The sequence below is a fragment of the Gardnerella sp. DNF01204 genome, assembly GCF_049244145.1.
Taxonomy (GTDB): domain Bacteria; phylum Actinomycetota; class Actinomycetes; order Actinomycetales; family Bifidobacteriaceae; genus Bifidobacterium; species Bifidobacterium vaginale.
Genome location: NZ_CP058379.1, coordinates 660,626 through 673,726, shown reverse-complemented (window position 1 = coordinate 673,726; position 13,101 = coordinate 660,626). Strand labels below are relative to the sequence as shown.

The following is a 13,101-nucleotide window of genomic DNA, read 5'->3' as shown; positions in this document are numbered from 1 at the left end:
AGTCGATGAGTATTCTTGATGTTAATAAAATTCTAAACGATGATTCAATGCTATTTGCATTTATTGGCTTAAGTCTAATAATCGCATGCGCTGCTTTCGTGGTTCTATATGCTGCAATTTATAAAATAAACACTAAAGGGGATTCTAAGCAAAAAGTTAAAAATGCTGCTCATACATTGAATGCAAATAAGCAAGAATGGCGTAAAAAGATTGATTTAGTGGTAAGCCAATATCATGAAAATAAAATTGAGAAAGATCAGGCTTTTGCAAAATTAGCGCAAATAGCTAGACAATATGTTTCCATAATGAGTGGCGAAAACATTAAATCGCATACACTTGGAGAAATCAGTTCACTTAGAAAATCTTGGAAAAACACTCATGGAGCAGATCTTTTAAGACAAACAATCGCAGCATTATATCCTCCTGAATTTGCAGATAGCACATATAATAATCAAGCTAAAAATACAGATGTGGATCAGGGTGCAAGATGGGTTCTTATTCTGCTAGAAAGTTGGAAAACAAAGGAGAATAAAAGATGACATTCTCCACATTATCATTCTCAACATTATGTAACTGCCAAATATATAATTATTCAACACTCGTTTCATCTATTTTCTCTATGCGACTTAAATGGCCAATAGTCCTGTTTTTTGGTGTTTTAGCAAGCGTAATAATTCTTATAACTGTATTAGTGATTAGCGAGGTTAAACGACACAACTTAAAGAATCATTCGTACAATTCAAAAAACATTTTAGAATCAAGCTTTTTGAGAACATTTACTTTAGACGAGGATTTGCAAGGAAGTTTATGTGCTAGAAAATGGAGACTATGGAATATTCTTCGCAAATTCTCTTTTATAATGCTTATCCTAGCTCTTATATGCACTACAATTCTCAGCTCTAGACCTTCAAGAGTTTTAAACGCAAACGAACAATCAAGCTCTAGAGATATTGTTTTATGCTTAGATGTTTCTGGATCTACTCTGCCGTATGATTTGGAAGTTATTAACGCTTATTTGAAATTTGTTGAGCATTTTCAAGGCGAGCGCATTGGTTTGAGTATTTTTAATTCAACTTCTAGAACTGTTTTTCCTCTTACAGACGATTATTCACTTGTTAAAAAACAGTTGCAGTACGCTTCTAAGCTGTTGGATGGAGTTCAAACACAAGACAAAATCGACAATATGCAACAAAAGCAGTATCAGCAGATTTCCACGTGGCTTGATGGTACGCAAAACCGAAAAGAAGCAACATCGTTAATTGGCGATGGTCTTGTTAGTTGCGCTGCAATGATTCCTGGAGTTGTATATGGTTCTTCTAGCAACTCCCAAAAACCTCATAATCGTCTTAATCGTAGTGCATCTATTGTTTTAGCTACAGATAATGTTGTTTCTGGGAAACCAGTTTACTCTCTTAAGCAAGCTTTAGATCTAACAAAACGAGCTAATATTCAAGTCGATGGATTGTATTCTGGATCTACTCAAAGCGAAAATGAGAACACTACTAATCAGATGCGTGAACTTATTGAAAAAAATGGTGGCATTTTCTTAACTCAGCATAATTCTGATTCTGTTTTAGCTTTGGTACGTAAAATTGAACAGCAGCACACAATTATGCAAAAGGACTCTACACAATCAGCGTTAAGCGATGATCCTAGTATTGCAACAATATTTGCGGTTATTTTTGTAACTCTCTGGCTTATTTCAGCGAGAAGGATAAAACGATGAAAATATCTTTTAGTTGGATTTCGCTAGTTGCTATTGCGATTCTTGGCATTTTGGCATTATATGAAATTTTCCCAATTAATCGCAAAAACCTTAGTTCGGACGAAACAATTTATATGAGGGTTCGAAGAGTGTTGATATGCGTTCTTCTAGCTATTTGTGCATTATGCCCTTGTGTTATGAAAAGCACCTTGCAACGCTCTCTTAATGCTACAAATGTTATATTTGTTTTAGATGTTACTGGCTCTATGAATGTTAATGATTCTAAGGATTTAAACAACAACACAACCACTAGGTTTAATTCTGCAAAACAAATAATAAAACAAATTACAAATAATTACATAAACGCAAGTTTTACTGCTATTAGGTTTGGAGCGTCTTCTAGTGTTGATGTTCCACTTACGCCAGATTCTAATGCAATTGAAAATTGGGTTGATACTATCAACACTGAACCTGTTGGAGTTTCAAATGGAACTAGTTTGGATGCTCCCCTAGATAAAACTCTTCTTGAAGCTAAGGCAATTCATGACGCTCATCCGCAAGACGTTACAGTTTTATATTTAATAAGCGATGGAGAAGAAACAACTTCTAGAAAGCGTAGAACATTCTCATCTCTACGCGGATACGTGAATCATGCTTATGTTATTGGCGTAGGTTCTAAAAATGGCGGGAAAATCCCAAATACCACCACTAAGCTAAATGATTTAGATGATATAAATTCTACAGATTCTTCTACAAAACAATCTGGTAAATGGATTATTGACCCATCTACTGGAAAACCTGGAATATCTAAGATGGATCCGCAGAATCTTAAGAATATAGCTGATGAGATTAGTGGAAAATATGCTGACTCTAGCAAAAATCACTCTATTGGATTAGAAGCAAAAAATATTCTTTCTAAACAATGGAAACAGAACAATACTGTTAAGCCAAGACTTAGACCTGAGCCAATCGTTTGGCCTTTTGCTATTCTTGCAAGCATATTGATTCTTTGGGAATTATCATGCTGGATTACAAAATCAAGGAAGCTTATATGATTAGCAGAATCACACCTAAGTCACTCCTAAGATTTTCTCTTGTTACTTTATCTTCTATTGTTATAGCCTTATGCGCTATATCAGCTTATTTGTCTATTACTAATCTTAAAGCAGAATCAAAGTATAATTCTGCCACAAAATCACTAATAAATAACATAAAAGCGTCAAAAAAAGTTGATGCAGATATAGAAATATTGCTCGTATCTCAAAAACAGGTTGATGATCAATTTAGCGAAGCAAAATCGCCATACACTATTCTTTTACCTCACATAAAAAATAGTATTGAGCACAACGCACTAATATCTAAAAGACTTACTAGATTCTTACAAAAACAAATTGATGAAGATAAAAAGAATACTGATTCTAGTACACAATCCAACTATAATGACCGAAACCAAAAAAATAATTTGCAGGACAAATCTGGGAATTCTAGTTTAAGCGATTCTCAAAAAAAGAAGGTCGAAGACTTATTAAAACAAAACAATCAAAAAGATCAAGACCAGAATCAAATAAACCAATCCGAAAAAGATTACAGCAATAATGATTCAAATAGTAAGTCTGGAAAAACAAAGTCTTCTAAACAAGAAGATTCAAGTAACAAGCCGTGGTAAAGGTAATAAAAAAATATCTAATAGAATATAAACCCTTATATTTCAATATTTTGGAACCTTTAACCACATTAAAAGATTTTTCGTGACTATTTAAAAAACATTGTGTGTAATACTTTGTATGCATACATTTAATAATTATTACTGGCTGATAGCAAGAACAGAACAATGTTCTAACAGCGTGCTTGGCGAAGCACATTCAAATACTCTTAAAGATTGGCATGGAAAAGCCGCAAACGCGTTCAATGAAGAAATGTTTAATGTTGCCAAAAAAGCATGCGAAATTAGCTCTATTAACTCAAAAATCAACTTATGGAGGTGAATTTAATGCCTTGGAGAGTTAAATCAACAATAACAGGTGGGAAAACTATTAGCGTAGCTGATGCTAGCGAATACAAAACAAAATCCGCAAAATTACAAGAACTATCCAACGATTTCCACTCGTTAAGCACAAGCTGGATGCAAGCTGCGATGCAGATTGAAAGTCAAAAATCGTCTGTTTTCTCTGAAAATAACAAAAATTTTAATGGTTATTTTAATGACGATTCTTTACAACCGCTATTGGATCCTGCAGAATGCAGAATAAAATCAAGCCAATGTGAATCGTTATCAAATAAACTTGATGAATTATCTTCTCTAATAATCAGAGCAAATAATCTATATGCTAACGCAGAATACAAAAATAGAGAAAACTTAGATAATCTTGTATCGATTGGTACAAGTATATTTCCTATTACAGCAGTACCATTCTTTGCAAGCGTAGGATTTAGCATACTTTTAGATATGACTCAAAAAAGCGGTATGAAAAACTTTTCTAAATGGAGTCATGAAACTGCACCAATTCAACAAGGCTTTATTAGAGGCTTTTCTAAGCATTTTTTAATAAACCCCGTAACAGGAATCCCTATTCGTCTTTTTTCTAGTATTCAAGAAAAGAACGATGTAAAACATTCAAAAGCACCAGTTTCCACTTTTGCAAGCGCATTAAGCTTGTTTAGCGCAAAAATCAACGATGCAAACCAAGGGAATAGTCTTAAAGTAACAAAAATTAGATTACCTCACAGAGAATATTCGAAAATATTGCATTACAGAGGAAGCAATATTAGTCAAGCTCTTGCAAATCTAACAGATCTTTCAAATGGAAATCTTGGCGTAAAACCGCCTAAAATAAACGCAGATGGAGCAACAATAGCAATACAACGATTTAAGAAAAAAGACGGTAGTATATCTTGGCTTGTTACAATACCTGGAACAGATGGCAAACCAAAATCTCCTTTTGGATGGCCACAAAACGCAGAAGTTATGAGTAGTTCTAAAAACGTAAGACAAAATGCAGACAGCACAAAAATGGTTATAGAAGCCATGAGAAAAAGTGGAATTAAAGCAAAAGACTCAGTTATTCTTGTTGGACATTCACAAGGAGGAATTGTAGCTGCAAGCATAGCTAGCGATTACTCAAAACAATACAACATAAAACACATAGTAACTGCTGGATCTCCAATAGCAAACCATCCAATACCAAATAAAACTTGGGTCACAAGCATAGAAATGGAAGACGAACTAGTTCCTACCTTAGATGGCGCATCTAATCCAAATAGAAATAATTGGGTTACAATACATGGAACTGCAAAGAAAAGCGCTACTGCTCACAATGGCACAATCGCCCCTAAAACAGCTCATAATGCAATATACAATTCACTTGTTGTAAATGTAATAAAATCGCAAAACAAAAATAAAGAAAATAATAAGAAAAACAATAAACAATACAGAACTAAAAGTTATAAAAATGAAAAACTTTTTGAAAAAGATGGAATCTTAGTAAAAAATGTACCAGAAGAAGGAACGCTCACACATGATTTGAATTATCATAAAGCAGCTTATGAAGACGCTCATCAACTTGGATCTAAAGAGATACGAATGCAAGAAGAGCATTTTAGAAAAACACTAGGTGACGAATTAGAAGAAACAACACTATGGCAAGGAATTATGAGCCATTAACTATGCGCCATTAACTAATAACCGCTCAAAACACCTAGTAGTTTCATGCCATGCTGTAACCTTTAAAGTATGAAGCTTACTGATATTTGCCCTGCTATTGCTTTGACTCCGCTAGACGGAAGATACCACAATCAAACTGTTGATCTTGTAGAATTTCTAAGCGAACCAGCCTTAAACCGCGAGCGCATGCGCGTAGAGGTTGAATGGATGATCCTTTTAGCAAACGGATACAAGGGAAACGGATTCAAAACCATTGTAGACGGCGTAAATCCTTTAATAGATGAAGAATGCGATTATTTGCGTGCAATTCCAGAAAATTTTGGAGCAGAAGGAATAAAACGCCATGCAGCTCACGAAGCTATAACACATCACGACGTTAAAGCTGTTGAATACTACATTGACGACGAGTTAGACAAAGCAGAGCAAGTATTAGGGCATAAAACCCAGCTTAGCAATCTTAAAACATTAGTTCATTTTGCATGCACGAGTGAAGATATAAACAATCTTTCTATAGCGAGGTGCGTAAAAAACGCGGTTGAAAACGTATACACGCCAAATTTGAAAGCTATTGTTGATTACCTAACCCAAAAAGCACAAGAGTATAGAGATATGCCAATGCTATCTCTCACTCATGGTCAGCCTGCCACTCCTACAACTTTAGGTAAAGAGCTTGCCGTGTTTGTTTACAGGCTAAATAGACAGCTAAAACACCTTAGCTGCCAAGAATATCTTGGAAAAATAAACGGTGCTACTGGAACTTTTGGCGCTCACCTTGCAGCTTTCCCTAATATCGACTGGCTTAGCGTTTCTAAAGAATTTGTAGAAAATAGAATGGGTCTTTGTTTCAATCCTCTTACAACGCAAATCGAAAGTCACGATTGGCAAGCAGAGCTTTACAGCACAGTAAGTCATATTAACCATATTCTTCACAATCTTGCTGTAGACGTGTGGATGTACATTTCTCGCGGCGTTTTTGTACAAGTTCCAGTTAAAGGAGCTACAGGATCTTCCACAATGCCTCACAAAGTGAATCCTATTCGATTTGAAAACGCGGAAGCAAATCTTGAGATTTCTTGCGCACTTTTCGACACTCTTTGCGCAACTCTTACCGAAAGCCGTTGGCAGCGAGACTTAACAGATTCAACTACTCAACGAAACGTTGGATCCGCATTCGGCTATGCTCTTCTTGCTTTAAACAATCTTCTTGGAGGCTTAAAGTCGATTCATCCAAACACGCAAATGATGAGTGAAGAGCTTAACAGCAACTGGGAAGTTCTTGGAGAACCAATCCAAACTGCTATGAGAGCTCAAGAAATTGCTGGCGTAGAAGGAATGGAACGCCCATATGAGCAGGTTAAAGAATTAATGCGCGGTCATAGTATTTCTAGGCAAGATGTTGAAAAGTTTATATCTTCTAGAAACTTTGATACAGAAACAGCAAATAGGTTAAAAGCTCTTACACCAGAATCTTATACTGGTATTGCATCTAGGCTGGTTGATTTTATTCGATAAATTTTATTTAATAAATAAACGGTGTGGTTATGCAATCGCAAGTAGAAGAAAATTTGGTTATTAATGACACGAGGCCTAAATTAGTTCGTAATTGGGCTGACTTGATTTACGCGATTATATCTATTGCACTAGGAACTGCGGTTGTACTGTTTACAATGTGTTTTTCTGGCACAACCGCAGGCGTAGAGCACGATGCAAAAAATGCTGGAAAAATTATTGTGTGGATTGTAACTGGATTACCATCTTCTCTTTTCCAGCAAGCAATTACAATCGCCATAGTAGCTAGCGTAGTAATTTCTATGATTAACGCAAGACGTTGGATTGATACAACGATATCTACACTAACCTTGCTATTAACATATCCTCTAGTATGGTATATTTCTTATCTTCTCACTGCTTTAAATAATGCTCCACTATTTACATCATTCAATTCGATTTCCAGCAGTCACGGTACTGAATTATTGCCAGACATATACGCGGTAATAGTTGCTTTTTTAACCGTTAGTGGACCTAGACGAGATAGTAAAGTCGTAAGAATATCTTGGCAAGCATTAATAATTGCTTCACCTATACTAATAGTCACATCATGGCATTCACTAACAGGTGTTTTAACATCTTGGTGTATTGGTCGCGCTATAGGTACAATAATCAGATTTATTAAAGGCACTCGCAGCAAAGGTGCTTGGGGAAAAGATATAGTTGACGCATTAGAAAATATTGGAATTACTCATCTTGTTCAATTAAACAGACGTACACTAACTACAGACCATAATGGTGTTCTGAAATCTAGCCTTGATGACGATCTGATTGAAAATTCAAGGCTATACGATGCGATTGATATTCATGGAACAAGATACGTGATTTCGGTTCTAGATAATCAGGTTCACTTGCCAGGATATCTAAATCAGCTATGGCAATGGATTAAGCTAATAGATATACCAGTTAGACGAGATCGTTCTGCAAGACACTCCATACATCATCATCTTTCAATGCTTCTTGTTCTTAGGAGCTTGCACTTAGCTACAGCAAACGTTTATGGAGTAACAGATTGTGGAAAATCTTCAATAATGGTATTCCACACCGATAATGTACTTGTGCCATGCAATTTAAACACGCTTACAATTAAAGATGCGGAAAGACTTATGCGCTACCTCGATATTGCAAACAATCGAGGAATAACACATAGAAGAATAAGCCCAGAAACACTTGCAAGGCTAGAAGATGGAACTCCGGTTATTGCAGGATGGCAAAATGGCGATGTGGCTAGCGACGACATCAATATTGCTTTAGACAAAGTACAACTTTTATCAATAATCGCAACATGCATTGATACAAGTAGCGCTATAGAAGCTGCTATGAATACTTGGGGCGCAGATAAGCTAGCTCAAATAATGCCTTTTATGCAAAAAGCTGCTATTCCTTCATCAACTAGAGCATTAACGTCTTGGAATAAGAAATTGTTTGAAGAACTTAAAACTAAGCTGGGTGAAAAGGTATGCGAGCACACAGATGACGAAGATTATGATACAGTGCGATTAGCCCGTTTTAATATTAGATTCTTCGTTACGCTGATTCTTATTGTTGCAGCTCTGGCTGCTATTGCAACACAATGGCATCCTCAAGAAATTGTATCTGCTCTTAAACGCGCGGATACATTAATGGTTCTATTATGCTTTGCGTTCAGCTTGCTAGCTTGGGTAGGTTCTGCGATTACAGTTGGATCTTTTATGGACGATTCACGCCCTTCTGCTGGCGTTCTGTTTACATCACAAGCTGCTTCTGGGTTTACAGCTGTTTCCATGCCAGCTGGCGTAGGACCAGCCTTTGTGAACATGCAAATTATAAAAAAGAATGGGTATTCGGCTGCTCAAGCCACAGCCATTACAAGTGCAGTTTGGCTTTTACAAGCACTTGTTACAGCTTTAGTTATGTTCTGCGTAGGCATTTTTACTGGTAAAAATGTGCTTTCTGGAATGATTCCTACACACATGCTCATAACAGTAATAGGAATAGTAACGCTAATCATATGCACTTTTATGATTATTACACCTATTCGAAAATTTATACGTAAAAGATATCTTCCTATTCTTTCAGATTATGGTAAACAGATTAAAGAGCTAATAAGTAGCCCTAAACAGCTCATTAAAGGCACTGTAGGCGGTCTTATTCTTGTTTTTGCAACAGGACTGGGATATTGGGTAGCTCTTCTTGCTTTCGGCTACTATGCAAACCCTTGGGAAACAGTGCTACTGTTCCTAGTTGCCAATACTGCTGGTTCCGCTGTTCCTACACCAGGTGGATTGGGAGCTGTTGAAGCTTCACTTACTTTTGCTTTTACCTCAGTTGGAATTCATCCAACTATCGCATTATCTGCTACCCTACTTTACAGACTCATGTTCTACTGGCTAAGAATACCAATAGGCGCTTTTGCTATGAAAAGTCTTAGTAACCGCGGATTAGTTTAGACCATGTAACATATGCTTAAAAAGCTAGACAGCTTAGTATGGTCTGCTTAAAATCTTGAAAAACCAACTTTCTTATTATATAAGATTATTTAGTTGATAATAGTATAAATAAACCTATATAAGGCATTTCTACGATTTTAAAGTATTTTATCAAGCAAAAAATCTAAAAAATCGTAAAAAAATCTCGGAAAAACGGCGAAAAACCGCGCATTTGTAGGGAAAATGTATTAATATCTATGAGTGAAAGTGGTCTTTGGAAGAGAAGGCCCCTAACACAAAGGATGCTTGTATGGCATACAACAAGTCTGATCTCGTTTCGAAGATCGCTCAGAAGTCCAACCTTACCAAGGCACAGGCCGAGGCCGCTGTCAACGCATTCCAGGATGTGTTCGTTGAGGCTTTGCAGTCTGGTGAAGGATTGAAGCTCACTGGCCTGTTCTCCGCTGAGCGTGTAAAGCGCGCTGAGCGCACTGGCCGCAACCCACGCACTGGCGAAACCATTAAGATTCCTGCATCTTACGGTGTTAGAATCTCCGCTGGTTCTTTGCTCAAGAAGGCAGTTACTGAGTAGGTTTAAACGATAAGCGTAAGACTTACAAGCAAACGAGGAACGCTCCCAATTTTGGATTTGTTCCTCGTTTTTTTATACCTAATATGATTTTGTATGCGTTAAGCGGAAAACAGAATAAAAAAAAACGCGGTGAAAATCACCGCGCCACCTGTGCGCCAGACAGGATTCGAACCTGCAACCTTCTGATCCGTAGTCAGATGCTCTAATCCGTTGGGCTACTGGCGCATGTTTCCGAAGCCTTAGGAAATCGTTCCCTTGTTTTCGGCAACTTGACTAATATACAACCATATTCACAAAAACACAACCCTTGGCGTGTCGCCAAGGGTTGCAGCTAAAACATAAAAATCTAAAAAGTAAAAACTACTTAAGACCTATGTTCAAGAACTTCATCTACCATACCGTATTCTTTAGCCTGAGGAGCTGTAAGAATCGTATCCACCTCAATATCTTTACGAATACGCTCAATATCCTGACCAGTATGCTTTGCAAGAGTGGATTCCAACCATTCGCGCAAACGCAACATTTCCTTAGCCTGAAGCTCTATCTCAGTAGCCTTACCAAAATCCTGACCCATAGCAGGCTGATGAATAAGAACACGAGCATTTGGCAGAATCATACGCTTACCAGCAGAACCAGCTGCAAGCAAAATCGCAGCAGCCGAAGCAGCTTGCCCTAAACACACCGTTTGAACATCTGGCTTAATATACTGCATAGTGTCGTAAATTGCCGTCATAGCTGTCATAGAACCGCCTGGAGAGTTAATGTACATCATTACATCCCTATTTGGATCCATGCTTTCTAGAACCAAGAGCTGAGCCATAATGTCATCAGCAGAAGTGTCATCAACTTGTACACCCATGAAAATAATACGATCTTCAAAAAGCTTAGTGTACGGATCTTGAGTTTTCATACCATAAGGAGTCTGCTCGCCAAATTGAGGCAAAACATAACGATTCGTAAACACACCACTGGTTTGACCAAATCCACCCAAGCGCTGGGCGCGTGCAACAAACTTTGCTTCTTCACTTGCCATATAAAATCACTCCTCCCCACGCATAGAAGCTGGAGTGGTGACAATCTTATCCACAAAACCATACTCCAAAGCCTGCTGCGCAGTAAACCAATGATCATACTCATTGTCACGGTAAATTTCTTCAACTGTATGACCAGTCTGCTGCGCAGTAAGCTCAGAAAGAGTCTTCTTCATATCCATAATTAACTCAGCATTAATACGCACATCAGTTGCAGTACCGCCAACGCCACCAGAAGGCTGGTGCATAAGAACACGTGCATGAGATGTAATAAAACGCTTACCAGGAGTACCAGAACTCAGTAAGAACTGACCCATAGAAGCAGCCATTCCCACAGCAATAGTAGCCACATCTGGCTCAATAAGCTGCATAGTATCATAAATCGCCATTCCTGCCGTAATAGACCCTCCAGGCGAATTTATATAAAGCCAAATATCTTTTTTAGGATCTTGCGCAGCTAGCATAAGCATCTGTGCACAGATGATATTAGCATTTTCATCCTTGACTTCAGAACCAAGCCAAATAATACGATCCTTTAAAAGTTGATTAAAAATCGAATCCATTGGATTTTGTGGCTCCCCTTCTTGCATAATGGGAGAAGCCGTAAACAGCTCAGTCACCTTATCTCCTTACAAACATTTTGAATATATCTAGACTATCGTGTGCGCGTGACCGCAAAAAAATGCGAAATAAATCGCTCAACACAATTAGCTACGCAATTGGACACAATTGCAGCAAATAGCATAAGAAAAAGTAATGCAAACGGCGCATTTACTAATTCAGCAACTAAAAGCCAAGCCATAATTGGAGCTTTTCTGGAAGATGCAAGTAAAGAAACAGCGCCAATAATAGATACAGAAATTGCAGAAACTTGCGAAATGTCAAAAACTTGCGAAAGCGCAGACGTTGAAAAAATAGCGTATAAAATCACACCAAAGCAAGCGCCAGTCGAAATACTCGGCTGCAAAACGCCTCCAGAGGCACCGTAACGCAAAACCAACAAAGTCGCAAGCATTTTCATCATTGCAAGAAGCAATAAAATAGTCACAATATGTGAACTTTCTGCCAAATACGGAAAACTAGCTACAGAAAAAGCAAGCTGAGAAAGCGACCTACCATTCCCCATAATATGCGGAAACCAACAAGCCGCAACACCAATAACTAAGCCAGCTACAGGCATAAAACACAGCATTTGTATGCCACGCAAAGCATGAGTTCTACACCAAATAATACCCAAGCGAAAAACGTAACCAACTAAGCCGCACGCTGCACCAACAACAACAGTTAAAACGCAAATTTGCCAAGAAATCACGCAAGAAAATTGCGAAATATTGTAGTATCTAGAATGATGCAATAAAAATTCAACAACAAACGCAGCAACATAATTCATAACAAGAGCAAAAGGCAAGCAATGCAAACGCTCCGAGCGCGCAATATTTTTAGCTGCATTATCTATTAGCGAGCCATTCTCGCGATTTAGCCACGCATAAAAACCAAAACCTTGGGTTTTACTAAGCAAACCTAAAGAAAGCACGGTGCCAGCTAAAGGCGCGTGGTACACTGCAGCCAAGCCAGCACCTGCAGCAGACGCAACTAGTATACGCTGAGTTTTAACAGACATATGAAAAATACTGCTGCAACGCTGAGCAATCATTGCAGCTAATTCTCTAGGAGCTACTTCCCTTCCGATTGAAATTCCAGAGCCAACAATGCCGATTTGCAATAAAACATGTGCAATAGTAGAAAAAATTGGCATTCTACTGCCACTAACGGCTTGTGGAATAGTAACGATTCGAGGAGGATTTTCTCTTTTTCGCAAAAAATACCAAGCCAGTGCAGCAATAGTCATAGCAATTGTGCCAGGTAGCACGTATCGATACCAAGGAAGAGCTGAAAATACAGTGTTTTTAGCAGATTCAATTGAGCCAAAAGCAAGGTATTGTACAGCATAAAAAATAAGCGTAAGAACTGTAGCTCCTAGGCCAATAAGAACGCCAAGGGCAACAGAGACTGCAATAAAACACGCTAGACGAATTGCAAAACTAAATAACTTGCAAGATTTACCGAATCTGCCAAATCTGCAACAAGCTTCATGCTTAGTTTTAGCACTATTATCCATAATGTCTCGCAATTCTTAAGATTTTCCTATAATAATC

12 protein-coding genes and 1 tRNA gene are annotated in these 13,101 nt (G+C 37.8%); 9 read left to right on the top strand and 4 right to left on the bottom strand.

Annotation, left to right across the window (positions count from 1 at the left end; all coding sequences use genetic code 11):
* Window positions 1-5 precede the first annotated feature (5 nt).
* From HXT46_RS02535 to HXT46_RS02495, 9 genes are all read left to right on the top strand, one after another.
* Window positions 6-539, top strand: coding sequence for a hypothetical protein (locus HXT46_RS02535; RefSeq protein WP_004115388.1), 534 nt, complete (start codon window positions 6-8; stop codon window positions 537-539).
* Window positions 536-1,726 (top strand): vWA domain-containing protein, encoded by a 1,191-nt coding sequence (locus tag HXT46_RS02530; RefSeq protein ID WP_004115392.1) that lies wholly within the window; start codon window positions 536-538, stop codon window positions 1,724-1,726. The genes HXT46_RS02535 and HXT46_RS02530 overlap by 4 nt, the downstream gene beginning before the upstream one ends.
* Window positions 1,723-2,760, top strand: coding sequence for a vWA domain-containing protein (locus tag HXT46_RS02525; protein WP_004115395.1), 1,038 nt, complete (start codon window positions 1,723-1,725; stop codon window positions 2,758-2,760). Before HXT46_RS02530 ends, HXT46_RS02525 begins: the two co-directional genes overlap by 4 nt.
* On the top strand, window positions 2,757-3,371 hold the full coding sequence (locus HXT46_RS02520; RefSeq protein ID WP_048730310.1) for a DUF6466 family protein: 615 nt from the start codon (window positions 2,757-2,759) through the stop codon (window positions 3,369-3,371). Before HXT46_RS02525 ends, HXT46_RS02520 begins: the two co-directional genes overlap by 4 nt.
* A gap of 118 nt (window positions 3,372-3,489) precedes the next feature.
* A complete protein-coding gene (locus HXT46_RS02515) occupies window positions 3,490-3,690 on the top strand; it encodes a hypothetical protein (RefSeq protein WP_004118052.1) in 201 nt (66 codons plus the stop codon).
* Between the two features lie 5 nt (window positions 3,691-3,695).
* Window positions 3,696-5,366 carry an alpha/beta hydrolase gene (locus HXT46_RS02510; protein ID WP_180947408.1) on the top strand — a complete coding sequence of 557 codons (1,671 nt, stop codon included), beginning with the start codon at window positions 3,696-3,698 and terminating at the stop codon, window positions 5,364-5,366.
* Between the two features lie 69 nt (window positions 5,367-5,435).
* Window positions 5,436-6,878 carry an adenylosuccinate lyase gene (gene purB / locus HXT46_RS02505; protein WP_064623607.1) on the top strand — a complete coding sequence of 481 codons (1,443 nt, stop codon included), beginning with the start codon at window positions 5,436-5,438 and terminating at the stop codon, window positions 6,876-6,878.
* A gap of 29 nt (window positions 6,879-6,907) precedes the next feature.
* Window positions 6,908-9,343, top strand: coding sequence for a lysylphosphatidylglycerol synthase transmembrane domain-containing protein (locus tag HXT46_RS02500; RefSeq protein WP_014554652.1), 2,436 nt, complete (start codon window positions 6,908-6,910; stop codon window positions 9,341-9,343).
* 289 nt (window positions 9,344-9,632) lie between these two features.
* Entirely contained in the window at window positions 9,633-9,914 is a 282-nt protein-coding gene (locus HXT46_RS02495; protein WP_004112617.1) for an HU family DNA-binding protein, read from the top strand.
* A gap of 151 nt (window positions 9,915-10,065) precedes the next feature.
* Here HXT46_RS02495 and HXT46_RS02490 read toward each other — a convergent pair.
* The 4 genes from HXT46_RS02490 to HXT46_RS02475 all read right to left on the bottom strand — a co-directional run bounded on the left by HXT46_RS02490 (window position 10,066) and on the right by HXT46_RS02475 (window position 13,064).
* Window positions 10,066-10,139: transfer RNA gene (locus HXT46_RS02490), tRNA-Arg, on the bottom strand.
* Between the two features lie 139 nt (window positions 10,140-10,278).
* Window positions 10,279-10,947 carry an ATP-dependent Clp protease proteolytic subunit gene (locus HXT46_RS02485; RefSeq protein ID WP_004112616.1) on the bottom strand — a complete coding sequence of 223 codons (669 nt, stop codon included), beginning with the start codon at window positions 10,945-10,947 and terminating at the stop codon, window positions 10,279-10,281.
* 6 nt (window positions 10,948-10,953) lie between these two features.
* Window positions 10,954-11,565, bottom strand: coding sequence for an ATP-dependent Clp protease proteolytic subunit (locus tag HXT46_RS02480; protein WP_004112615.1), 612 nt, complete (start codon window positions 11,563-11,565; stop codon window positions 10,954-10,956).
* Between the two features lie 35 nt (window positions 11,566-11,600).
* Entirely contained in the window at window positions 11,601-13,064 is a 1,464-nt protein-coding gene (locus tag HXT46_RS02475) for a chloride channel protein (RefSeq protein WP_004112613.1), read from the bottom strand.
* Window positions 13,065-13,101 lie beyond the last annotated feature (37 nt).